19 protein-coding genes are annotated in these 25533 nt (G+C 51.8%); 12 read left to right on the top strand and 7 right to left on the bottom strand.

Features of this window, described 5'->3' with window-relative positions; translation table 11 throughout:
• From F4X88_06545 to F4X88_06525, 5 genes are all read left to right on the top strand, one after another.
• On the top strand, positions 1-564 hold the full coding sequence (locus F4X88_06545; protein ID MYA55932.1) for a restriction endonuclease: 564 nt from the start codon (positions 1-3) through the stop codon (positions 562-564).
• Between the two features lie 85 nt (positions 565-649).
• Positions 650-1921, top strand: coding sequence for a PQQ-binding-like beta-propeller repeat protein (locus F4X88_06540; GenBank protein MYA55931.1), 1272 nt, complete (start codon positions 650-652; stop codon positions 1919-1921).
• Positions 1918-2796 (top strand): Mrp/NBP35 family ATP-binding protein, encoded by an 879-nt coding sequence (locus F4X88_06535; GenBank protein ID MYA55930.1) that lies wholly within the window; start codon positions 1918-1920, stop codon positions 2794-2796. Before F4X88_06540 ends, F4X88_06535 begins: the two co-directional genes overlap by 4 nt.
• 483 nt (positions 2797-3279) lie before the next feature.
• The gene (locus F4X88_06530) at positions 3280-3561 is read left to right on the top strand and encodes a hypothetical protein (GenBank protein ID MYA55929.1); all 282 of its coding nucleotides are present in this window, start codon (positions 3280-3282) and stop codon (positions 3559-3561) included.
• A gap of 416 nt (positions 3562-3977) precedes the next feature.
• The gene (locus tag F4X88_06525; protein ID MYA55928.1) at positions 3978-6176 is read left to right on the top strand and encodes a hypothetical protein; all 2199 of its coding nucleotides are present in this window, start codon (positions 3978-3980) and stop codon (positions 6174-6176) included.
• Between the two features lie 194 nt (positions 6177-6370).
• Here the strand turns inward: F4X88_06525 and F4X88_06520 are convergent, their stop codons facing one another.
• Both F4X88_06520 and F4X88_06515 read right to left on the bottom strand, forming a co-directional pair.
• On the bottom strand, positions 6371-7171 hold the full coding sequence (locus tag F4X88_06520) for an SDR family oxidoreductase (GenBank protein MYA55927.1): 801 nt from the start codon (positions 7169-7171) through the stop codon (positions 6371-6373).
• A gap of 130 nt (positions 7172-7301) precedes the next feature.
• A complete protein-coding gene (locus F4X88_06515; GenBank protein ID MYA55926.1) occupies positions 7302-8543 on the bottom strand; it encodes a Gfo/Idh/MocA family oxidoreductase in 1242 nt (413 codons plus the stop codon).
• A 112-nt stretch (positions 8544-8655) separates the two neighbouring features.
• On the opposite strand from F4X88_06515, the gene F4X88_06510 reads away from it, so the two are divergent.
• The 7 genes from F4X88_06510 to F4X88_06480 all read left to right on the top strand — a co-directional run bounded on the left by F4X88_06510 (position 8656) and on the right by F4X88_06480 (position 16411).
• A complete protein-coding gene (locus tag F4X88_06510) occupies positions 8656-9468 on the top strand; it encodes a LamG domain-containing protein (GenBank protein MYA55925.1) in 813 nt (270 codons plus the stop codon).
• 225 nt (positions 9469-9693) lie between these two features.
• Positions 9694-10974, top strand: a complete 1281-nt coding sequence (locus F4X88_06505; GenBank protein MYA55924.1) for a beta-lactamase family protein — start codon at positions 9694-9696, stop codon at positions 10972-10974.
• A 101-nt stretch (positions 10975-11075) separates the two neighbouring features.
• Entirely contained in the window at positions 11076-12260 is a 1185-nt protein-coding gene (locus tag F4X88_06500) for a beta-lactamase family protein (GenBank protein MYA55923.1), read from the top strand.
• Positions 12261-12339: 79 nt separating this feature from the next.
• On the top strand, positions 12340-13518 hold the full coding sequence (locus F4X88_06495; GenBank protein MYA55922.1) for a beta-lactamase family protein: 1179 nt from the start codon (positions 12340-12342) through the stop codon (positions 13516-13518).
• A 138-nt stretch (positions 13519-13656) separates the two neighbouring features.
• On the top strand, positions 13657-14268 hold the full coding sequence (locus F4X88_06490; protein MYA55921.1) for a ThuA domain-containing protein: 612 nt from the start codon (positions 13657-13659) through the stop codon (positions 14266-14268).
• Positions 14269-14317: 49 nt separating this feature from the next.
• Positions 14318-15436 carry an aldose 1-epimerase gene (locus F4X88_06485; GenBank protein MYA55920.1) on the top strand — a complete coding sequence of 373 codons (1119 nt, stop codon included), beginning with the start codon at positions 14318-14320 and terminating at the stop codon, positions 15434-15436.
• Positions 15437-15463: 27 nt separating this feature from the next.
• Positions 15464-16411 (top strand): hypothetical protein, encoded by a 948-nt coding sequence (locus F4X88_06480; protein ID MYA55919.1) that lies wholly within the window; start codon positions 15464-15466, stop codon positions 16409-16411.
• A gap of 211 nt (positions 16412-16622) precedes the next feature.
• On the opposite strand, the gene F4X88_06475 is transcribed toward F4X88_06480, so the two are convergent.
• The 5 genes from F4X88_06475 to F4X88_06455 all read right to left on the bottom strand — a co-directional run bounded on the left by F4X88_06475 (position 16623) and on the right by F4X88_06455 (position 25468).
• The gene (locus F4X88_06475; GenBank protein ID MYA55918.1) at positions 16623-17534 is read right to left on the bottom strand and encodes a formylglycine-generating enzyme family protein; all 912 of its coding nucleotides are present in this window, start codon (positions 17532-17534) and stop codon (positions 16623-16625) included.
• Between the two features lie 32 nt (positions 17535-17566).
• Positions 17567-18352, bottom strand: a complete 786-nt coding sequence (locus F4X88_06470; protein MYA55917.1) for a LamG domain-containing protein — start codon at positions 18350-18352, stop codon at positions 17567-17569.
• A 92-nt stretch (positions 18353-18444) separates the two neighbouring features.
• Positions 18445-20268 carry a DEAD/DEAH box helicase gene (locus F4X88_06465; protein MYA55916.1) on the bottom strand — a complete coding sequence of 608 codons (1824 nt, stop codon included), beginning with the start codon at positions 20266-20268 and terminating at the stop codon, positions 18445-18447.
• Positions 20269-20297: 29 nt separating this feature from the next.
• Positions 20298-21401: a VWA domain-containing protein gene (locus F4X88_06460; GenBank protein MYA55915.1), complete on the bottom strand. Its 1104-nt coding sequence runs from the start codon at positions 21399-21401 to the stop codon at positions 20298-20300.
• Complete coding sequence (locus F4X88_06455; GenBank protein MYA55914.1) at positions 21329-25468, bottom strand: hypothetical protein; 4140 nt, start codon at positions 25466-25468, stop codon at positions 21329-21331. The genes F4X88_06460 and F4X88_06455 overlap by 73 nt, the downstream gene beginning before the upstream one ends.
• Between the last annotated feature and the right edge of the window lie 65 nt (positions 25469-25533).

Here is a 25533-nt window from a genome sequence, read left to right as displayed (position 1 = left end):
GTGATTATTGCTGCTGAGTATTCATTTAATGATGGACATTCTATTCAAGAGACCCACCCTTACCTGTTACAAGAGGTAAAGGATGTTATTGCCGTTGTTGATGCCTCGCTCTACAAAGTTAAGGAAAGCAAGGAACTCACGATGCCGGGTAAGAAGTTGTATAGTCCGCCCGACCTTAATCGCTCTTTTGCCGCAGGTTTTGGAGCCAGAGGATGGCAGAAGAAACGTGTAACGTGTCACTATTCAACAGACTACTACCGTCCTGGATATTCACCTAAACAAATGCGCCCGGCATACCGAGAAATGGACTTCCTGAAGGAGCGACTTGGCGTGGAGATTCAGTTTGGAAAATACGCATTCATGGTCTACAACGTGTGTGCGAAAATGACCATTTTTCGTAACTTAGACTACATTGATGCTGGCATTGAGATTGTCCCTGTGAAATCTTTTGCCGATGATATGTCTACAGGTGTCTCATATTTTGAGCAGTTTGTGTGGGATTTAGAGCAGCGTGGCGTCGCTGACATTGATATTCCTGTCCTCATTTTTGGTATTGATGTTTAGATAAACCGTTAAAACAGGTCTTGAATTAACCGAGAACCACTGCGAAATGTAATGGAGCAGTGACCAGATTCAATAAATTAAAAACATGCAATATATCCTGAGAAATACACTCACACTTCTACTTGGGGTGTGTGTCCTTGTCGCGAATGGTTTTGCTGGCAACTGGCACCAGTGGCGCGGACCGAACAACGACGGTGTCAGCCAAGAGACCGACGCGCCTATCCAGTGGAGTCAAACCGAGAATATCCGTTGGCGTTTGCCACTTCCCGGTGATGCCGCCTCTACCCCGGTTGTCTGGGAAGATAAAATTTTCCTCACCTCTGCTGAAGGTAACGCACTCGTCTTGATGTGTATCAGTACCGAAGGCGAAGAACGCTGGAAACGGACGTTAGGACGCGGCAACCGCGTCGTTCGTGGGGGTGAAGGCAACTCTGCCGCACCGTCTCCCGTAACCGATGGCGAACACGTCTGGGCGTTCCTCGGCACTGGGGATCTCGCCTGCTACGATTTCGATGGGAATCGGGTGTGGCACACCAATCTCGCGGACCGCTACGGTAGGTTCGACCTCTATTTCGTCATGTCAACAACCCCGCTGCTGGATAAGGATCGGCTTTACATCCAACTCATCCACAGCAATGCATGGCTCGTGCTGGCGCTCGACAAAATGACGGGGGACGAGATATGGAAACATAAACGCGACAGCGACGCAACCGAGGAGTGTGAACACGCCTATACCTCCCCTATTCTCTACCGTGATGCAGAACGTGAATATCTCGTCGTCCACGGGGCAGACTATGTCACCGCTCACAGCCTTGAGGATGGCAGTGAAATTTGGCGGTGCGGGGATTTGAATCCAAAAGAACGTTATAACTATACCCTCCGATTCGTGGCTTCTCCCGTTGCAATGGAGGGACTTATCGTCGTCCCTTCGGCGAAAAACGGACCCGTTGTGGGCATTGATCCGGCTGCACAAGGCGACATTACGAACAGCAAATGGCAACGTTGGAAACTGCGACAAGGCACGCCAGATGTCCCCTCTCCGCTTATCCATGACGGTTTAGTGTATCTCTGTCGCGAAAACGGGGATCTGATATGTCTGGATGCCGAGACCGGTGAGCAACTCTATCGCCAACGAACACATCGACACCGACATCGCGCCTCACCGATCTATGCGAATGGGTATGTCTATCTCACATCTCGGGACGGTGTTATCACCGTTGTAAAGGCGGGACGTGCGTTTGAGATTGTTGCCAGCAATTCGATGGGTGAAGTTATCGCTGCCTCTCCTGTTCTCGCAAATGGGACACTCTATCTGCGCAGTTATCAGGCACTCTATGCCATTGGTGGCACCAAATGAAGAGTTACACGGAACTTCCAAACGATGCCGGATCCAATATTATCGGACAAGTCACGGCGCAGATGAACCGACTCCAGAAACGGCTCGCCTCCGTCAAATACACCGTCGCGATTATGAGCGGAAAAGGCGGGGTCGGCAAGAGCGCACTCACTGCAAACCTTGCTACCGCGCTCACGCTGAAGGGGAGCACTGTCGGGGTCGTTGATGCTGACATCAACGGACCGACGCTTGCCAAGATGATGGGGGTGCGTAACGCTACGTTGGAATACACACCCGCGGGCATCAAGCCTGCTGTTACCGCACTCGGCACGAAGCTGATTTCTATGGATTTACTCTTGGCGGAAGACGATGCCCCGGTCCTCTGGAATGCGCATACCCAGAAGGATGCGTTCACGTGGCGTAGCACAATGGAGGTTGGCGCGCTCCGAGAGTTCGTCGCCGATACGGAATGGGGAACGTTGGATTATCTGCTGTTGGATTTGCCGCCCGGAACCGATCGGCTTCCGAACGTGGCAGAGCTTATCCCGGACCTCGGAGGTGTGGTCGTCGTGACAATCCCGTCTGAGGTATCGCAGCTCATCGTCAAGAAATCAGTGACAATGGCGCGGGATATTCTCAAGGTTCCAATCATCGGTGTTGTCGAAAATATGGCGTTCTATGTCTGTCAGCACTGCGGTGAGAAGGAACCGCTTTTTTCTACTGATAAGACGCTGGACACCGCATTCCAGCAGGATCTTTTGGGGAGTGTTCCCTTCGATCCGAGACTCGCTCGTTCTGGGGACGACGGAACGCTCTATCTTGATGAATACCCGGACACTCTTGCGAGTGAGGTACTCATGGAGGTGGCTGAAAAGGTTCAAGCGTTTTTTGAGTAGTTTTCAGTTAAGAGGTTTCTGGTTGAGAACGAGATTAGCCCGAAGTTGTAGCCTGCATCAATACGCAGAAATGCGCAGAAATACGCAGAAATACCCTATCAAAAACCCCAAGTAAAAACACGCAGGGGGCTCTACGCCGAGTAACGCAATGTAGCTAATTCACCTGACCGAACCGCAAGGTATAATTAGAAAACCGCAAGGAATAATTAAAAAATGAAGTTCTTATGTACGGATTGTGACACAGCGATGAAATTTAAGGACGTAACCCGTCCCGAACAAGGCTCCGTGACAGCACTTTTTGAATGTCCCGACTGTTTTACAGAGATCGCCATGTTCCTGAACCCGTGGGAGACCCAGATGCTGAAATCCTTGGATCTCAAACTCGGTGGGAACGAAGAAGCAGCGCAACCGATGCAGATGGTGCGTTCACAGTTAGAGACAGCAAAGACCGAAGCGATACCGAACGAGTTTTCCCCCGAAATGATGGGTTCCGGTGCGGACGAGGCAACCTCGTCCCTACAAGAGGGCGGCAAATGCCCCTTTACGGGTGTCATCTCGGAGGCATTTCAGGAAGAGGCTGCGCCTGTCGAACCGAGCGGTCTCGTCTGGTCAGCGGAGGCACTTGAACGTTTGGAGCGGATCCCAGCGTTTGTCCGTCCGATGGCGAAGATGGGAATTGAAAGTTTCGCCAAAGACAACGGCTACGCTGAAATTACAAGCGAAGTCATGGATGCTGCGCGCGGAAATTTCCCTGCCCAGTTCTAACGTAACATTAACAGCCCATACCAGCCGCTGGCGAGGTTTCCTAATCGCGTCCAGCTTTTATTAGATCCCCAACAAGGTAGGTGCGGTTTCCCAACCGCACCATCAAACTAAAACAGGAGCACTCCCGCCACGGTGAGCAACACCTTTGACGAGAAAATTCTTAAAATCCGCGAAATCTGTAAAATCCGTGTCAATCCGCGATTCAGACAAGAGATCCCACACGTCCTCTGACCCTGTATCCCTATTTTTTTTAGTGCCGTTTCGTAACGCCTTTACGAAAAATAACGTTACCTTACTTCAGGAGAAAATTTAAGAATTCGCGCACAATTGGAAACCACATCTAAGGAGAAAAATACCTAAATCAACGCCCAAATATATTTCCGAGTTTGAACACGCCTGGAGGAGGAAAATGACGCATGTTGTTCAATAAATTAAAATTTATCTCAATTTTTGCCGTGCTACTCGTTGCCGGCCTTGCCTTCGTTGTGACACCTGCAACTGCCGCGGTAACACCGAAGTTGTCGGTCCCAGATGAGGTGCCAAATGTTGGAGGGTCAGATGATCCCTCGCAAGGCATTCAAAGATACGGTCTCAGAGCCGAATCCGTTTTTTTTGAACTAACCATCACATTTCAAGATAACAGCGATCCACCTGTGAATACTCCAGTAACCGGCTTTGATGACGATGGTGATATAGTACTTCTTGCTGTGGATGGCAGCAACAATGTTATTTTCGATGGGGCGACAGCTTCTGCTGTTCGACCTAATGCTGACCGTAGTGTATATACAACGAGAGTCACTGCCGGGAGGAATGTCAATACGGTCATTATAAATGTACCAGCCGAGGCTGCCTCCACCTTGGGTAGGGTGCTCCCTCCTGATTTTACCCGTGAGGGGGTAGAATCCACTGCCGAGGCTGCCCAAATAGTGGTACACATAATTCGAAGTGCAGCTCCACCGCTCACGCTGTCCACTAATGAGTCCATTGCTGGCAACGCGCCGTTTACGGTGACACTCACCTCAACAAAAGCAATTACACTGACATCCGCCGATCTCAAGGTTGTCGGTGGCTCTATTGACAGTCTCACACCTGACGCTGCCAGAAGGGTTTGGACAGTGACAATTCGTCCCGGGGTCGCCATAACGCAGATAACAGTGGAACCCTCGACGAACGGCGCGTATGTCTTCCCAAAAGGTACGTTCACTGTGGATACCACCGGACCCATCGCTACAATTACAGGAACGCCTCCCGTAGGCGGCGGTGTGTTTCCCATAACGATCACTTTTGATGAACCCCTTCAGACAGGTGCCGCGCTGATTCCGAATGAAGTCACCGTCATCGGCGGCTCAATCACCGCCCTCTTCGCAATTCCTAATACAAATAGTTACGTGGCAACGCTCACACCCAATCCCAATGCGGCAACCGTGACAGTCCAAGTCAATGCCAACGCAGTCACCGACGCAGGTGGCGTCCAAAACACAGCAACGCCTTCCCCTGCGCACAGTTTTCAGGTCGCGTCGACCGCCGGACCACCAGGAACCACTCTCGGACGAGGAAACGTGACGATTAGTGAAATCATGTTCGCTACCGATGGTGGCACAAATGACATTCAGTGGATTGAGCTTTTCAATAGTTCTAAAACGCAAACCGTTGCCTTAGATACTGGTAATGGATGGGAGTTAGTCATTGAAAACTACAACGATCTACGTTCAAATGAGGATCCGCTGAACGGAATAATTAATTTTAAAAACAGCGGGACCGTAAAAACGATCCCGCCGAGGCAGACAGTGCTGATCGTCTCAGTAACGGGCAGAAACTCAAACAACGTTTATAAAAGATCAAATAAGGCTCATTTTGTGCCGACCCGCGTTTTCGATGTCTACGCAGAACTCGCCACTGAATTTGGGATGCGCACGCGGCGGGATCCGTTCTTACATCCAACGAAGGGGTTCCACATCCAACTCGTCGATGGGAGGGGTGGCGTCGTCGATGAAATTGGCAACCTTGATGGGAGAATCCGGAGCAACGATGAGCCGACATGGAGGTTGCCGAGTGGTTGGACAGAAACCGACGACCGCACCTCAATCATCCGAAGATACCGCAAAGACGCAGCATACGATGGCACCCAACGCACAGGGTGGATCCCCGCAGCAGAAACCAGTTTCTTGTATCTATCGAGGAAAAGACTGGTCACCTGGTATGGTCTCAGTACCGACCACGGTAGCCCCGGCATCCGTGCAGGGGGCGAGCTGCCTGTTGAACTCTCTCAATTCCGTCCAGATCGCACCGAAACTGGCACGGTTGTCATTCATTGGGCGACCGAGGCTGAAGTGGACAACGCCGGATTCAATATATTGAGAGGTCAAACAAGGACGGGTGAATTCAAGGTCATCAATGCCCAACTAATTCCGGGGGCGGGCACCACCGCTGAACGGAACACCTACACGTGGACAGATACCACGGCGAAGCCGAACCTCGTCTACTATTACCAAATTGAGGACGTATCTCTTGATGGTGAACGCCAGACGTTAGCGACCGTTCGCCTGAGAGGGTTGGTTTCCGCGAAAGGTAAACTTGCCACGCAGTGGGGACAATTGAAACGTTCACGAGATTAACCAATCAACCAACGAATATTCTAATTTCAATCCCTGAAATAATCAACGGGCAATGGACTTCGGTCCGTTGCCCGTTTTTTTTTCTATCATCTGTGCCTGTTTTACCGGCCGGATCGGTTCAACCCTTCCTGTGTTGTAGGAGCGAGCTGTGCTCGCGATACATTCCGCTGGGGTGGCATGTTTATCAAATGCGCTTATTCATCAAGCTGATGCACGACAGCAAGCGGTGTCGCTGCGAGTAAACCCGCATCAATCGGAAAAGTAACACCGGAGATCCATTTCGATTCGTCGCTGGCGAGAAAAACGGTTGCCCATGCCACGTCCCAGGCAGTCCCTTCCGTGCCGAGCGGTCCGATAAGCCGTCGCCGCTCCCGCTCCTCTTCGCTCATATACGGCGCAGGGAACGAAGCGTAGAGGTGTCCGGGCGCGATACAGTTCACCCGGATGTTGTCGCGTCCGTGATGAACCGCCATCACGGTTGTCGCAGAAATCATCCCACCCTTTGCAGCAGCATACGGCAAGTTCCGAACCCACCCCGCACGCAACGCATCGATGGACGAGACGTTGATAATTGAGCCGCCTCCTGCCTCAGCCATCCGTGGCACGGCGTGCTTACACGCCAGAATCATGCTTTTGAGGTTGACCTCCATGACTCTGTCCCACACCGCCTCGTCTACCTGTGTGACCGTCCCACCGCCGCCAAGCGCGACGTTGTTGAAGAGGACGTTCACTTTCCCAAAACGTTCGACGGCGGCTTCTACCATCCCAGCGCAGGCTTCCTCTGTAGACACATCGCCGATGAATATCGAGGCTTCGCCGCCTTCTGCCTCAATCGCTGCGAGCGTGGCGTTGGCATTCTCAAGGGAGATGTCCGCCAATAGCACTTTCGCACCCTCTCTCGCGAAGAGCATTGAGGTCGCATAGCCAGTGCCGTCAACCTCCCCTTTTTTGCCGGCACCTGTAACAATCGCAACTTTCCCATTCAATCGATCCATATTTTAATTTTACCTTGCGGAGGAACATCGGACGTTTGAAGTTTGACGTGCGTTGCTCATATCCGCCCTCCGCTACGCTTACGGGCTACGCGCTTTAGTTTAAAAAAACCTCTTAACTGACAACTGGTAACTAATTGCCAATACCTAACTTATCGTTAATTTCCTTCTGATACCCTTCCAACTCACAGTTTTCGATCTCTTCAATCGTCACTGGACGGCCGAACCAGCCCGATTCATAGACTGCCATGCAAATGGCTTCCGACCGCATGCCTTCGACGGCATCCACTTCCGGTTTACCACCGCTCCGAATGGCATCGGCGAAGTATTTCAGTTCAATCGCGACGGTATCCTCCACACCGCCTGGGAAGTAGTATTCCCGTTCCGAGTCGCTGAGGCTATTCGTGAATTCTTGCATGAGGTCATCGTTGGAGATCGGTTCGCCGCCGCGCGGCACCAACCCTTGGTTCCAATCCAGCGAGCCTTCGCTGCCGTAAACGGTATGTTGACGGAAAGCGTGTCCGGGAGCAGAGCCGACCCATGTCCACTGCGCTGTAACGCCCTGTTCAAACTTGATGGTGGCGATCATCGCGTCCTCAACGTCAACGGCGTATCCGCCTTCTCTTTCTGCGGGGTTGTCGTAGCGGAAGGGTTCATAAGCCTTGTTGATCGCATAGACCTCCTCGGCTTCCATACCGAGAATATAGCGCATCAGGTCTGTGAAATGCACACCCCCGTCTAATGCCCAGCCGCCGCCTGCATCCATCTTAAAGTTGCGCCATCCCCATTTCCCTAAGCCTTCACTGACCTCTACCCAGAAGAACATACGCGGGTCCCCGATACGTCCTTGGGCGATTGCCCAACTTCGGGTGCGTTGAATGCGTGCGAGACGATAGTTTTCAGCGACGGAGATAATCTTATCGTTTCGATCCGCGGCATCCATCATCAGTTTGCATGCCCGCATGGTAATACCGAACGGCTTTTCAATAATAACATGTTTTCCGGCATTGAGTGCAGGCACGGCAAGCGTGTGATGTGCGCTGTGGAGGGCACAGATGTCAACGCACGCCAGATCGGGGTGTTTCGCCAACATCTCGTCAAGTTCTGTGTAGACCGCAGGTTTTGTTCCGCCTTGGAACTCCTGTGCCTGATGTGCGCGTTCTTCCGCGCGTTCCACTGCGATGTCGCACGCCGCCACGATCTCAAAATCCTTAATGCCTTTCGACCAGAGTTCGCGATACCCACCCATGTGTGCACCGGACATACCCCCGCATCCGACCAATCCCATTTTAATTCGTTCGGTTCCCATGTAAAGCCTCCTTGTATGTTCAACGCATGATTCACGCGTGTCCGACACACGCCGACAAGTGAACATGCGAAATTATATGCGATACAGTGTCTCCTGTCAACATTTTTATCTCTGAACGCGCGACCAAATGTTTGACTTGACATTCGTTTTCTGATAGAATATCGCAACAAAGGGGGATATGACTATGTACACGACGGATACAAAATCTATCTATAGTCTCAAGTGTCTTTTCATCGCAATAACGGTCTTCGCACTGCTCGGTTCTTCCGCTGTTGATGCAGAGGTCGATAAACACACCGTCGCTGTTTGGCTCTTTGACGAAGGTGCCGGCGATGTCGTGAAAGACGTTTCCGGTAACGGACACGATGGCGAATTCGCGGGGAAACCGAAGTGGGTCAAGGCAGAATTCGGGGGAGGATTAGAATTTCCTGGAAATGACAGTGGTTATGTCGTCGTCGAGTCTACCAAAAAACTGGAATTGGAAACACTCAGTATTGAAGCATGGGTCAAAGTGGCAGAAGGCACAGGGAAATGGCAGGGCATCGTCTGCAAACAGAAAGCAGGGTGTGGCAATCGTAACTACGGTATCTGGGTGCATGTAGATCAACATGTGTTGCATTCGGAAATTGGAGCAAATGGAGCATGTGGGTTTAGTATAGATGGCACAACCAAGATCACCGACGACAAATGGCATCATCTCGCCTTTACCTATGATGGCAAGATGGGACGCGCGTATGTCGATGGTGAATTGGAGATCGAGGCACCCAATGGGACCTCGTTTCAGAGTGCAGATCCGATTACAATCGGCGTCCCGAACCTCAATAACGCAAACGGCTTGAAAGGTGTCATTGACGAGATACGCATCTCCAATGTCGCACGAACCGAAGCGGAAATCAAGGAAGCGATGGATGTCGGGTTAGCTGCGATTCTCAGTGTTGACCCCGGTGGTAAACTCGCAACCCGGTGGGGATACCTCAAACGGGTGCCATAGCGCTTTCCAAAATCGGTAGGTGTAGTTTGATGAGGTTTCGGAGTTTAAATCGGTAATATCTGAACGTGCGATAAATCGCACTACTACGAACCAACCCGTTTGTAGTAGGGCAACCCTGCGCAAGTCGCGTGTGGACTTGCGGGACAATGCCCGTCGATTACCGAGATATTTATTGAAACTTCATCCAACCCCACCGTAGTAGCAAAATTTTTAGGGGAAAGGAAATTGAAAAAATTAAACGACACGTGTTTACTGTTTTTTTGTATCACCACACTCGCTTTCGGGCAAGGATTACCGATGACGGCACCAGAAGATGCCGGTTTTTCTCCTGAGCATCTTGAACGCATCCGCCCGATGCTGCAAGATTACGTCGATACCGAGAACCTCCCCGGGTTCCTGACAGTCATCGCGAGACGTGGGAAAATCGTCCATTTTGAAACCGTGGGTATGCGAGATATCGAAAACGAAAAACCCGTGGAGCCCGATACAATCTTCCGTATCTATTCCATGTCGAAGCCGATTACCAGTGTGGCAGTGATGATGCTCTATGAGGAGGGACGTTTTCAACTCGATACACCCGTTTCTCGATTTATTCCTGAATTTGGGAACATGAAGGTCTATAACGAGGACCAGACCGAAATCTCGGATGCGGAGAAGGAGATGACGATCAAGCATCTCCTCACGCATACCGCAGGGTTGACTTACGGCTGGGGCAGTAAACCCGTCGATGAACGCTATAAGGCGCTGAAAATGTCTGGTGCCAGCGCGACGTTAGTGGATATGGCGAAAACACTCGGTGACATTCCACTCGTTCACGAACCCGGTGAAAGATGGACATACGGGGTCTCTACGGATGTCCTCGGGTATCTTGTAGAAGTCGTTTCCGAAATGCCGTTTGAAGAATTCCTCCAAACTCGTATCTTTGGACCCCTCGGTATGGTAGACACCGCATTTTCGATTCCATTAGAGAAGCGGGACAGGTTTGCCGCGCTGTATACTTTCAGTAAGGACAGTGGACTCGAACGCGTTGGAAAGAAAGCCGACGCAGACGGTGAATTCACTTTTTTCCCTTCCGGGGGTGGCGGGCTCGTCTCAACTGCCGCGGATTACATGCGATTTTCTCAAATGCTGCTCAACGGGGGTGAACTCGAGGGGGTCCGTATATTGGACAAAGAAACGGTCGAATTAATGCGGTATCCGCATCACGAGGGTTGGTTTGGACTCGGTTTTTCTGTCGTAAATGACAAAAAATCGGATGATGAGGATGATGAGGATCATAAAAAAGACCTTGATGATAAGGGTGATAAAGATGATGAGGGTGATAAAGAATCCAAAGACACGCCGGAGTCCGTTGGGAGTTTCAGTTGGAGCGGTGCCGCCGCGACCATCTTCTGGATCGATCCTGTCGAAGAGGTGGTCGGCGTGCTCATGACGCAGATTCACAATAATCCTTACCCTTTCCAACAACGCTTTAAAGCATTGACATATCAGGCATTAACCAAATAATGGCTATCCGAAACTGTCGGCTATCGTAGGGGCGAGGTTTCCTCGCCCGCACGGATGGGGAAACCCCGTCCCTACGGCTGACGGCTAATATAGGAGACTTAATGACAAGATATGAAGGATTACCGCGAGCGATCCCCGAAGATGTGGGCATGTCCACCTCGCGGTTAGGACGTATTGCGCCGGTCATGCAGGGCTATGTTGACAACGGAAAAATCCCGTGTGCATTGACGATGATCGCGCGTGAGGGCAAACTCGTCCATTTTGAAAAATTTGGTATGCAGGATATCGCCGCCGCCAAACCCGTAGAATTTGATACCATCTTCCGCCTCTACTCTATGACGAAGCCGATTACCAGTGTCGCGGTGATGATGCTCTACGAAGAGGGACATTTTCAACTCACCACACCTGTTTCTGAGTTTGTTCCCGCTTTCAAAGATATGAAGGTTTACACGGAAGATGGCAGTGCGATTGTGGATGCCGACCGCGAGGTGACAATCAAACACCTGCTCACGCATACCGCTGGGCTTATCTATGACAGCAATAAGGACGACCATCCGATCGATCAGCGATATGAAGACGCGGATCTCTACGGCGGTGACCTCGCCAACATGGTAAGCAAGCTCGGCGGTATCCCGCTCCTTCATCAACCCGGGACCGCCTGGAAATACGGTATGGCTATTGATATACTCGGCTACCTTGTCGGAATCGTCTCGGGTATGCCGTTTGAAACGTTTTTGAAGACTCGTATTTTTGAGCCTTTAGGTATGGATGACACCGGTTTTTCAGTGCGAGTTGAGAACGCTAACCGATATTCAAAGGTATACGAATTCGGGGAAGAGGGTGAGCTGCAGGCAATTGAGAAAGTCCATGCTGCAACCGGACCCCTAAGTTTTTTCCACTCTGGTGGTGGCGGGCTACAATCGACCGCTCCGGATTATCTCCGGTTCTGCCAAATGGTGCTCAACGACGGTGAACTCGATGGCGAGCGGCTCCTCGGACGAAAGACCGCCGAACTCATCAGGATGAATCATGTGCCTCCCGATTGGTTAGCCCCTGATCGGACAGGTGTCGGTTTCGGACTCGGATTCTCCGTCGTCACGGATGTCGCTGAAACGCACACGCTCGGTTCCGTAGGCACTTGCAGTTGGGGCGGCATGGCAAGCACTACATTTTGGATCGATCCTGTGGAAGATTTAATCGGCATTTTCATGACCCAATTGGTCGGTGCCGATTCTCCGTTCCACGCCCAATTCCGGGTTCTAACCTATCAGGCTCTCACCGATTAGCGGTTGTCCTAAGAGGAATATAATATCCGTCGGGATCTCTTTAACTGACAACTGATAACTATCTCATAGGAGTTTTTTAATGACATTGTATGAAGGATTACCGCGCGCCATCCCTGAAGATGTCGGCATGTCCACATCGCGTTTGGAGCGCATCGCGCCAGTGATGCAACGCTGGGTGGACGATGGCAAAATCCCGGGGGCGTTGACGATGATCGCGCGTAAGGGGAGACTCGTCCATTTTGAGAAGTTCGGTATGCAGGATGTTGCTACTGCGAAACCGATAGAATTTGATACCATCTTACGCATCTATTCAATGACGAAGCCGATTACCAGTATCGCGGTGATGATGCTCTACGAGGAAGGACATTTCCAACTCGGCACCCCGGTCTCTGAATTGATTCCCGCTTTCAAAGACATGCAGGTTTACACGGAGGGTGGCGCGGCTATTGTTGACGCGGAAACCGAAATGACGGTAAAGCATCTCCTCACACACACCTCCGGGCTTATCTATGGCGGGGATGGGGAGCACCCGATTCATCAGCGGTATAGAGACGCGAATTACTACCAAGGGGACCTCGCAAACATGGCAAACGAACTCGGTAATATTCCGCTCTTGCACAATCCAGGTGCCGCATGGAATTACGGGATGTCTACCGATGTCCTCGGCTACCTCGTGGAGGTCGTCTCTGGAATGCCGTTTGCGGAATTCCTGAAAACCCAGATTTTGGAGCCTTTGGGTATGGTTGATACCGCTTTCTCAGTGCCGGACGAAAAGGCTGATAGATACATGACGTTGTATGAACCCTCGGAAGACGGCGGTATTCAGGTGCTTGAGAACGCTCCGGTTTCCAGCGGACCGCTGAGTTTTTTCCATTCGGGCGGCGCCGGACTGCAGTCAACCGCGGCGGATTACCTCCGCTTCTGTCAAATGCTCCTCAACGAGGGTGAGCTCGATGGTGTTCGACTGCTCGGCAGGAAAACCGTTGAACTCATTAGGGTCAATCATATCTCTGACGATTGGCAACCGCTTGAGAGAACAGGATGCGGTTTCGGGCTTGGGTTTGCTGTCGTTATGGATGTCGCTGAGACGCACGGTCCCGGCTCTGAAGGCACTTACAGTTGGGGTGGACTCGCAAGTACCACATTTTGGATTGATCCTATGGAAGATTTAATCGGCATCCTGATGACCCAGTTGATCGGCGCTTCTCCGTTCCACGCCCAATTTCGCGTGCTGACATATCAAGCAATTACGGATTAGACGGGTCTTGTCGGTGGGCTTTTCGACTTTTTTCATGATGCCAAAGTTTGCAAGCCCGTAATGAAATGGAGGGCGGATATACGGGCTGAAGCGTTAAACCCCAAATCCGCCGAACCGAACCGCAAGGAAAATTAAAAAATGAAAATCGCAGTCGTAACCGGTGAACACGGATTTCAGGAAAAGCAATTTGACGCAGTATTTGAAAGTATGGAAGGCATTCAATTCGTCCGGGAAGATCTGGACGATTTTGTAGACGACCCACGCCAAAAGGACTACGATACCGTCGTCTTTTATAACTTTCACCGTCCCTATCCAACGGATGCACAAGCGCAGGCGATTCTTGGTTTAACGGAACGTGGGCAGGGCATGGTAATTCTGCATCACGCCATCTTAGCGTTCCCAGACTGGGATGCCTACTCTGAGATGTGCGGTATCCATGAACGCGATTTCGGCTACTATCCTCGGCAGACGTTGCAGGTGCAAATCGCTGATACAACGCATCCCATCACAGAAGGGCTCGCAGACTGGGAAATGGGCGACGAAACCTATACCATGAAGTCCGCCGGTGATGATAGTGCGATCCTCTTAACAGTCGATCATCCGAACAGTATGGATGTATTGGGATGGGCGCGTGAATACGGCAATTCCCGCATCTTCTGTTTCCAGAGTGGACACGATGATGTTACCTTTTCGAATCCGAGCTTCCGGGAAATACTAAAGCGTGGGATTCACTGGTGTGCTCAAAAGTAGCAGGCACGCGTCGCCGTGCCGTAAAGCAAAAGAGAGGTGCTAATCAGCAATGAGAATTTTTTCTTTTCGTCGATCTGGAAGGAGGAGATGGCACCCGGCACTTCAAATCGCAACGGCTTGTGCTTTTTTCTTACTTTCAACAATACCCACAAACGCAGATGGAGAGAGAACGATGGCGGATACAACGTATTCAGTAGCCGTAGAAACGGTAAGTAGTTTTCAAGTTTACTACATCCAGCAAGATGGAAAGGCTGTCGCTGAGATCGTCCCGGCACTCGGTAATAACTGCTACGCCTTCAGGGTCGCCGATGGGGAGACGTGGTTGAACCTGATAGATGCCCCGCCGGATCTCGCGACCTTGGAGGAACGTCCGACTGCTTACGGCAATCCGATTCTATTTCCTTTTCCCAACCGAATCCGCAACGGCACGTGGCAATTTGAGGCAGAAACCTACCAGTTCGACAAAGCACCGGAGTCCCCTACAACGATCCACGGCTTATTGTTGAATCTCCCGTATCAGGTCGAGAGCCATATCGCCGATGAAAACGGCGCGACACTCGTATGTTCACTTAATTCTCAAGATTTTCCCGATGTCGGTCGCCAGTATCCGTTCCCTTTTAGAATCGAGATTACCTATACGCTCAAAGATGCCGTGCTAACGATGGGGATTGCGATTGAGAACACGGGGGCTCGAAACATGCCGATGGGGTTCGGTATCCATCCCTATTTTAGTGTAGACCTCGGCACCGAGGCGAACGCAGCCGAAGCCGTAATTACCGTCCCCGCTGCGAAGTATTGGGAATTGGACGGGGTTCTCGTGCCAACCGGGACACAGCACGATGTTGCTGACACGCTGGATCTCCGGAATGGGCAGCCGTTCGCGAAACTGAAACTCGACCATGTTTTCACGGACGTTCAATGGGTTGAGGGGTTCAGTCGATGCCGCATAGAAAACAGAGATACCGGCTACGGTATGGTGATGGAATCGGACGCACAGTTCAGGGAGCTTGTTGTCTATACCCCGCCTGATAGGGATGCCATCTGTTTTGAGCCTTACACCTGCCCAACGGATGCTATCAATTTAGAGGCACGGGGGATCCCAGCAGGCGTGATTGTGCTTGCACCTGATGAAACCTTCTCTGGAACCGTCCGCTTTATGCTACAATAACCCGTCACAAACGAGGGACACGTTTTGATGCGTGGCTTATTGATTCTTCCGATTCTGCTTTTAACCGCGCAGCCCGCTATCGCAATTCGGGAAGGCACGGCGACCGCTGCGGTCTTTATTGACCGCTACACGCAATCCGGCGATTTTGGTAGACGTGCCCTCTGGCACGAAGCCGCCGCGGAATGTCTCAAGCGCATCTCTGTTCCGATGAACGAGATCGCACACGCCTACTATACGCTACACGGCTACGAGAAGTGGGTAGCACGCGCCGAAAAAGAGGCGCGTGAGATTCAGGAACTCCACCAATATCACCTGACTCGCGCCGAAGCCGCGTGGCAGAAATTTATGGAAGCGGATTGTAACCCCGATGCCTCTGCCGTGATGAATGCCGAGCGCGAAAAAATCGTGAAATTCATCGCAACGTGGTTACCGCGCTATCCGCATCGGTTTTACGAGTTTGGTATCTATCCAACCTTCTTCAGGAAACAGCGAGAACTGGCAGAACAGAAGGGAGATTACGCCGAAGTCTTGCGGCTTGAAGCCGATGCCGCGGAGATGTGCGCCGCACAGTATCAGCGAATTCCAATCGCTTACGGACTCACGGACTACGAAAAACACCGAGATGCCTATCGTCAATACGCGACCCATCTCCGAAACCTTGCACAGCAGCATCCGAACGCATTACCCCCGGAAGTAGACGCAGGCAAACAGATCCTGGATTTACTGGAAACGCAGCGGGTCCCTTCTCAGGAAGAAGCAAACCTTGTCATTCGGTGCGCAGAATCGGATACGCGGGTCAAAACCGTTTTAGCGGGACAGCGCGCGGTTCACGCGTATCCCGCCTTTCAGGGGTTTGCGTGGGTAGTGTCCTTCTCGAATCACAGTCGCGGGACCCTTGCGATTGCGATTGTTGATGCGAAGGCTCTGAAAGTTTTGGACGTATGTATGCCGAGTTCCGGTGGGAGCGATCTGTAACCGCCTCAGGGGAAACGAAAAAAGATAACGGGAGAGTTCCCTATACCCTCCCGTCATCCTTTTAGCTTGATTAAATGGAGGAGATTAGCGTCGTCCTCAGGACGGGGTAGGTTTAACCTCTGTCCAAGAGGTATTTTAATTATACCCGTTTCTATGCCAAAAAGTCAAGTAAAGTTGCAATTTATATATCTGAAAACAAAAACCCCGTGATTTATGGGACATCCATGGCACATCGAAATCCGACAACGTTGAGACTATTCCTCGGATAATCGCTGATGCGTTCGGCAGTGCGGATGGTATGCGCAGCGCGGTACCATGTTCCGCCCCGTAGGACACGGCGTTCACCGGTGTCAGGTCCCTTCGGATTCCGGAGCGGACTTTCCGTCCCTTGCACGTCGCTGTAATAGGTCGGACTGTACCAGTCCGCGCACCATTCCCAGACATTCCCCGCCATATCATACAAACCGTAACGGTTGGGCGGAAACGTTCCAACAGGGGCGGTAAAAAGGAATCCGTCATTTACATCGGCACGCCGCCACTCAAATTCCGTTTGGCTGTCAGCAAAGTTGGCACTTGTGTGATTCGGTTCGGCATCACCCCAAGGGTAGCGTGCGCCTTCCAAGCCGCCGCGCGCCGCTTTCTCCCATTCCGCTTCCGTCGGTAACCGTTTGTCCATCCATTCACAGTAGGCAGTCGCATCGAACCACGTCACGGTTGTAACGGGTTGATTTGGGTGATTGAAATCCGGGTCGTCCCACGGTTCGTAACCCTGTTTGAGAAGTTCGTAGACAGACGTATAACCGATCCCTCGCGGGGCAGCGTACCCTGTTGCGGCAACAAACACCTGATATTCGGCGTTCGTTACTTCATGCTGATCCATGTAAAACGCATCGAGTTCCACCGTGTGCACCGGCACCTCATCGACATCTCCTGTCGTGCTTCCCATCTGAAAGGTGCCCGCGGGAATCAGCACCATGCCTTCAGGGGGCTTGGATGCTTCTTGCTCAGAGCAGGCATAGTAGAAAAAAACAAGGACGAAATGGAGCAGAAACCCCATCGGAAATCTCTGTTGTGCCCCATCACGCCCTTTTCTTGAATTAGAAATTGTTTTTACTCCAGCCATACAAGAAACACGATACCGCCTGCGGTATCAAACTACCGCTCCGCCTTTACTTTACCCCAGACAGTCGCCAATTTTCCGCGCACTTCAACATCAAGTGCGTCATCGATGTTGCCGCTTGCTTCTTTAACCTGATTTTCATCTAAAGCGACTGAAAACACTGCGATTTCATCGAGCAAACCGTTATACCAGTGTCCGCTTCCACCGCGATGGCCGAGTCTCAAATCTTCCTCTCCAGCAATCAATTTGAGTCCATGCGGTGCTTGATTTATCAGGTCGCCATCAATATAGATTTTGGCATCCTTGCCGTCATAGGTACACACACAGTGTGTCCACTTCTCAGGTTCCGTCGTACCGGCACCAGAATTCATCACCTTATGGGCACCTTCACCGCCCGCAGAGAGTGTAAAGTAGAAGTAGCGACTCCCGCGGTTGACAAAGAGTCCATAGTTTTCCCAGGGTCCGCCTTGCATCCCGTTTGCCATGATACACAACCAACCATTGCCAGGGGCATCGTTCCAATTGACCCAAGCGGCAATCGTGACCTCGTCCTTAATTGAGAGCGAATCAGAACTCTTGATTAAGACATGGTTATCCCCGCCTTTGAATTCCATCGCGTTGCCATATTTCCCTTTGCCCTTCGCAAGGGATGCCTTCATAATTGTGCCATGGTTTCCGTGTTCTGAACCGTCCATAACTTTGTTGCCTTGAACATCGTCAAAAGACATATAGAGGACAAGATCGTCAAGAGGCAATTCTGCCCGCGTTGCTATTGGTAAGAGACAACAAAGCACGAAAGATACAATCATTATCCATTTCATTTATCCGGCCTCCTTATGTTGGTTTCGGTTCTCATAACCTTACGCCGCTCCTTCGTAGTAAAATATACCTTACTTTCTGACAGATGTCAAATTTATTCGGGGGGAACTTCCGTATATCCTTTCGGCAACGGCTTTCCTGCAACGAGGGCAGCTTTCAGCGGACGGACGTGTCGGCAACTGCCACGGTGCGTGAAGCCCGGACAATCACACGTTACATCTGCACCGACAACTTCCAGCGTATAAAATTTGTCCTTTTGCGAAGAACTTTCGGCGCGGTAGACGGTGCGCTCGGGACCCGTCAGCACTTGGGCTAAAGTGCGGATGGCTTCTTCGGAATAGGGACGCAACTGCGCACGCGTGGCTTCTTCGAGATGCAAGGCGTTCTCTTCAAAGTAGGCATCGCTCGCTTGTTGGAGAACAGTGAGCAACTGCGGTTCTTTGACCGCCGCAGCATGCACAGAGAGCGCATTCATCATCCGCTTGAGTTCGCTGAGCACATCCGGTTGACGCGCATTCTCGTCACCGGGGATCAACACCGTGCCTTCAACAAGGGCATCCATCAACGCGGCTTTCGTCTCCAACACAGTCTGCACGAATTCGTCTACTGTGCCGCGCGCGATCATATAGGTGACGTTAACGGTCCCTGTCTGTCCAATGCGATAGGCACGATCCTCCGCCTGCCAATGGTTCGCTGGCACCCAATCTAAATCATTGAAGACGACTTGCCGACCCGCGGTCAGATTGATGCCGACCCCCGCGACGTGCATATTGGCGATGAAAAGTTTGACGTTTTCATCGTTCTGAAACTGATCCACTCGGTCCTGCCGCGCCTCGGTGGGAACTTCCCCAGAGACGAAAACCGATCGGTCACCGAAATGTTTGTGGAACCGTTCCAGCGTATTAAGGAACGCCGTGAAAAGAATGACCTTCTCCCCTTGTTCCAAGGCGTTTTCGACAAACTTGATGGTGTGTCGGCACTTAGCGAACGCGAGTTTTCGACGGGCTGTCGTTAACCTGCCAACCGCTTGTCGGCGTTCCGAATTTTCCGACGCATCTTCAAGCGTCCCAACGGATTCCGGTGCGTCAAACTGCGTTAAGAACTCGCGGACGGCGTTGTTGAAATGCTGGATTGCGTAAGGATGGAGCTCAACGTCCAACCACGTCCGGACTTTGGGGGGCAGATCCAACACCTCATTTTTGGTGCGCCGCAGCATCACACCGTGGAGTTGGACGGTCAATTCCTCAATATTGCTCGCGCCATCTGCGACTAACCCGAAGTCGCCCTGATAGGCATCGCAGTACCGTTTGGCGAAACTGAGAAAACTCTTGCCAAGCGGGTGATCCACCAATTGTAAAATAGGGAAAAGGTCCCGAGGCCGGTTCGTCATCGGGGTTCCCGTTAACGCGTGGACGATCGGTTGACGTTGAAGTGCTTTGACGAGTTTCGCGGCGTTCCGACTGCGTTGGCTCTGGTGGTTTTTTAAGTAATGCGCTTCGTCAAAGACAATACCTTTCCATTCAAACGCGAGCAGCGTTTTAAGGTGTTTGCCAAGGATCTCATAGTTGATGATCACCCAATCTCGGAAGTCGGTTGACGGGAGAGGACCGGGACCCACAATGACGGGGTCAGCCATGGGGAGCACATATTCTATTTCACGTACCCAATTCCGTTTGACAGAGGCGGGACATATCACGAGATAGGGACCCTCGGCTTCTGCTTCAACCATGGCGATGATGGACTGCCGGGTTTTACCGAGCCCCATATCGTCGGCGAGCAGTGCCCGGCGGCGACCGAGCAGGAAAGCGACCCCCTCTATTTGATGTGGATAGAGCCCTTCGGCAATCTCTTCGGCACGTGTTTTAATTTTATCTTGCGGAGGCAGGACGTGGTTTGTAATTTGACGGTTTTCGCTCAAGATCCCCTCCACTTCGTTACGAGCTTCGGTTACCTACCCCTATCAACGAGCCACAGATCGCCTTCACTGACGCTCGCGAGTCGCTTCAACATCACAGCACCCGGGAAATTCGGTGCCATTCCGATGCCCATCGCGAAGATGCGACCGTTGCCTGCAGCATGTTCACCCACAAGCGTGAGATCCGGTCCTGAAATCGTGGTCGGAATGCCGTCGCTAAAGAGAACAACGAGGGTTGGCGCGGTTTTAGCGGTCTCCGTCAATGCCGATAGCATATCGTGGTCGGTCCCTTTTGTGTGGATTTGGGCGTGAATGTCGGCGAGATAGTTTGACGCTGTGGCAACCGTCTGTTCTGTTACCGGAACAAATCCGTCTCGGTAGACAATGAGTTCCGTGCTAAACGCCATGATGTTGAAACTGTCGTGGGGTTCAAGGAATGTTAGCGAATTCCGCATGAGATCTATAATCCGCTTGAGTTTCCGCGGCGGAAGGTTTTGCATACTCGTAGATAGATCAACACAGTAGACAATACGCTGCGGTCCTTCCTGTGCCTCAATGAACCGCACCAACCGACTCTTAAAACGTGCTTTGGCTTTCTTCTCTTTTTTGAAGGGACGTTCGATAACCCTTTGAACACGTGGCGTATTGTCAAATTCGACATTGGTTGCAGTGGGACCGATCGGCTCACCGACATCCTGCGAGTCGAAGGGTTGGAAAGGTGCGGGTTCGGCTGCGGAGACAACGCCCCGAGTGCTGGCGGGTTGATTGCTCGTGAGGATTTTCAGGCGGGGTTGGCTGACATCCCGCGTTCTTCTATGCCTGACTTGCGTGCGTTTCGGAGGTGTCACGCGTCTGACTTTCGGCTTTTCCTCAATGACGAACAGGGCGTTGATGGCATCCGCATTTCGCTGCGGCTGGGTGCTGAACCAGAAAAAGAATCCGAGCACCCCAGCACCGAGGTGCAATAGGACAGAAATAAGTAATGCTTTACTGGATTTCGATTTCATTCTTTTTAATTTTCCTTTACGTTCTTGTTGCAATAGACGACATGAACGCCTCCATGTTATCGCATTGACATCCGCACGGGGGTCTCTAATTTGCGACGGAGGACAACGCCCCACTGCCCAACAACCCATAACGATTTACCATCTTTGGAACGGGTGATGACATAGAGGTTGTTGTCGATATCGGTGTGCTCCTGCTCCCACGTTTCACCGCCATCGGTTGAACGGATGATGATCCCTTCTTCGCCGACCGCGTAGACCTCCTTCTCAGAGAGCGCGATGATACCGTGAAGTGTTTTGTTGACACCCGTTGATTTGGGACTCCAATTAAAACCACCATCCGTCGTCTTGAGGACGATCCCCGCTTCACCAGCCGCCCAGCCTGTCCGCTTCGCAACAAATGAAACCGCATTGAGATCGTAATTAATCTTCGTTTCGTGCAGCCGCCAATACTCACCACCGTTGATGGTACGTTGGGTCACCCCGCTTTTCCCGACAGCCCACCCCAGGGGTGCGAATTTCATATCCACATCCATGAGTGTGTCGTTTGCAGTGGTGCGCTGAGTTGTCCACGTGGGACCACCATCTTTGTTATGGATGATGTATCCGAGTCGCCCGACAGCCCACCCTTCAGAAAACTTGCCGAAATCCACATCGTTCAGTGAGAACGTCCCGGGTGAGTCGCCTTCCATGAAAGGCGGTTGCTCAGGCGTATCCCCTGCCGTCCACGCCACGCCATCTGTCGTATAGAGGACGGTTCCGTCGCGTTGCATTGCCCATCCCCATTTTTCAGGTTCGAGACTCGCAAAGTGAACACCGATGAGGCGCTGGCGCGTCCGACTTCGGAGTGTCTCCCATGTCTGTCCACCGTCTTGGGTTTCCAATAGCACGCCGCTGTCCCCGGCTATCCAACCGTTTTTGTCATCGTAAAAGAGGACCTCTCGGAAGTCATTGCGCTGCTGTTCACCGAGTTGGCGTTCCCATGTATCTCCACCGTCTGCGGTGTGGTAGATACTGCCGCCACTTCCGACAGCCCAGGCGTGTGCTGCGTCCAAGAAGTATACGCTGGCGATGCGGCGGGCACCGCGTCCGCGGCGTCCTCGCGGCTCTGGCGGTGGTGGGGGTGGTTGCTGCTGCCGCTGCACTGTGGGTGGCGTCGCTTGTTCAGCGTTAGGCGGAAGTTCACCTTCAGGGGCGAAACGTCCGGGGCGTTGCCGCTGCGCCCGAAGTCGATTTTGGATTTCCTCCGGGGTTTCATCGTATTGTAACGTCGGTCCCTCTGCTCCCTCTTCCTCCACTTCTTCTGTTTCCTCCATCTCTGGCTCGGATTCTCCGAGTAAAAACGGGTTGAATTCTTCGTTGGATTCTTCCATAGCGAACATATTATCGTCTGCATCATCTCCTGTATCAACAGACACAAGTTTCCAAGTGATCCCTTGGTCTTCGGTGATATACACGCCGCCACCACCGAGTCCCCAAGCGTTGGTATGTGAGTGGAAGGTGATGCCTCGCAGGTTTCCGCGTGTGCTTCGGGTCGTGGTCTGCAATCTCCATGTTTCACCACCGTCCTCAGTCAACAAAGAATTGCCGTTGCCGAGAACCACCCACCCTCGGTTTTCATCAGCAAAGTGGACAGCAACACCCGCTTGATTTGTCTTCGCCTGAATTTTCCAATAATCGCCACCATCAACAGTATGGAGAATAAACCCGCCATCTCGGCGTTGCGGTGTGACTGCCCACCCTACCTGACTGTTGATAAAGTGTATGTCGGTGATGTTTGCCAGTGTGGTTCCGGTCTTCTGGATTTTCCATGTTTTGCCGCCATCCGCGGTATGCACGAATTGCCCGATCGTTCCTCCGAGCCAACCTTCATTGGCATTTAGGAAATGCATTGTGCTAACGCGTGGTAGGTTCTGCTTGGTTGCCTGAAGAATCGGTCGCCACGTTTCACCCCCATTTTCGGTCTGAAGTAAAATACCAGTCCCAAGGATTCGTCCGTGTTTTTCATCAGAAAATTCGACCTGGCGTAGGTTTTCACTGACACCGCTGTGTTGTGGCAGCCATGTCTTGCCGCCGTCTGTGGTATGTGCGATTGCGCCCCCAGAACCGACTGCCCATCCGTTCTGTGCATCCACAAAATACGTATCGGCAAAGTTCGTTCGCCACGTTGCTTGACGAATAATGTCCCAATGATAGGCAACGGGTTCAACAGGGATTTCCTCTTCAGCCGTGATAATTTCTGGTTCTTCGGCGACAGGTGGCAATTTTGCTGGCAATTCCGCCTCTTCAATAGAGTAACGCATCGCAATTCCACCCTTACCGACAGCCACGACACCGTCGGGTGAGAGTGCGAGTCCGTAGAGGTCGTTATCGGTGCCGCTCTCTTGCACTTCCCACTTTTTGCCGCCGTTGACAGTGGTGAGCATCACACCGTCATCACCCACGATTAATCCGTGTTGTGTACCCGCAAAATAGAGTTTATTTAGGTTTGCTTGCGTGCCGCTGCGTTGGAAGTTCCACCGCTCTCCGCCGTTTGTCGTATGTAGAATTTCGCCAAACTGTCCGACAATCCAGCCGGTGTTTTCATCCGCGAAGTAAACGGCATAGAGTTCATTGAAGGTCCCAGTCGCCTGCTGGTTCCATGTCAGCCCGCCATCTTCCGTCGTGAGGCAGACCCCGGGCCATCCGATAGCCCACCCTTTCTTTTCATCAAGAAAAAATACACCCTTTAGCATCAAGGAGAGAAAATCGCCCGTGGCGGTTTGTGAAAGCCACGTTGTGCCGCCATCAATTGTGTGTATGATACTCCCGAGATCCCCGACAGCCCAACCGACTTGAGGACTAATGAAGTGGACAGACCGGAGTGTAAAGGCAGAAGGCCCGCGCTGGCGTTCCCAGTTCGTGCCGCCATCACTTGTGTGGACGATGAGTCCACGTTCACCGACAGCCCAGCCGTGCTTGTCCGTTGCGAAATAAATGTTCCAGATGCCGTCCCAGATATCCGTTTCAATTTCGTTCCAAGTTTGTCCGCCATCCTCGCTCATCGCCATAGTCCCGCGCCTACCGACTGCAATGGCGCGATTTGCATTCGTAAATTGGACATTCTGTAGATCATTCGCAGTCGTTCCACTGGTCATCTCCCATGTCGCCCCGGCATCCGTCGTGTGTAAAATAGTGCCGTACCACCCAATCGCCCATGCCTCTGTAGGTGTCGTAAACTGGATGCCAGTCAAATTGTTTTCGGTGCCACTGTCCATCAATTGCCAGTTGTCGCCACCGTCCTCGGTCCGCGTAATAAAGCCGACATCTGCTACGGCGATCCCGTAATTTTCATCTGTGAAATGGATACTGTTGATGGTATCTCGGACGTGTCCATTAATGAGTGGAATCCGACTATCTTGGCGTTGCCAATTGACCCCAGCGTTCGCTGTGTGGAAGATAGAGCCGTCACTGCCGACAATCCAGCCCTCGTTATCGCTGACGAAGAAGACCTGTTTATTGTCGTTGATCATTCGGTCGCGTTCACCTGCAAAGCGGTTACTCTGCTCTCGCCACGATTCGCCCCCGGTTTTGGTATGAAGAATTCTATCGTGAGTGCCGACGACCCATCCTGTGGAATCGCTAACGAACCAGACCCCGTTGAGCATAAATTCGCTGACGTACTCGAACCGTTTCCACGCTTTTCCGCCGTTCTTGGTATAGAGGACATCCGAATCTTCTCCAACGATCCACCCCTCTTTTGAATTGGCGAAATACACATCAAGGAGCATCGCCGAGGTGCCGCTTCGTTGCAGCGTCCAGTGTTTACCGCCATCGTCAGTTACCGCAACTAACCCTTCATCGCCAACCGCCCAACCATTGTTTGCGTTCGTAAAGTAGACCGCCTTGAAGTCTAAGGAGGCATCGGGTATGCGATATCCAACGCCTGTTGTGTCAACTTCTTGTTGCTTCCACGTTTTTCCGCCATCCATTGTATGAATAATTAGCCCTTTTTCCCCGACAACCCATCCCTGTTTGTGATTGACGAAGTGCAGATCCGTGAAGTGTGTCTCCCAATCCGCCTTTCGGGTTGCCTCCATCTTTACACAACCGTTAAAAACGAACAAGATGCCAAGCAGCAGTGGCATGACAAAACTATTAACAGCGAGTTTTAACGCATACAACACGCCAAAACGGGTTAGATTACGTGCCAAACTCATTTTTCCCTCCGATTGTTTGTTCTTTCCACATTAAGCCGAGCTCACATTAAGATATTTAGGCAAAT

It is taken from the genome of Candidatus Poribacteria bacterium (genome assembly GCA_009839745.1).
Lineage (GTDB): Bacteria > Poribacteria > WGA-4E > WGA-4E > WGA-3G > WGA-3G.
Note: the sequence above shows the minus strand (reverse complement) of the source record. Positions and strands in the feature narration are given on the sequence as shown.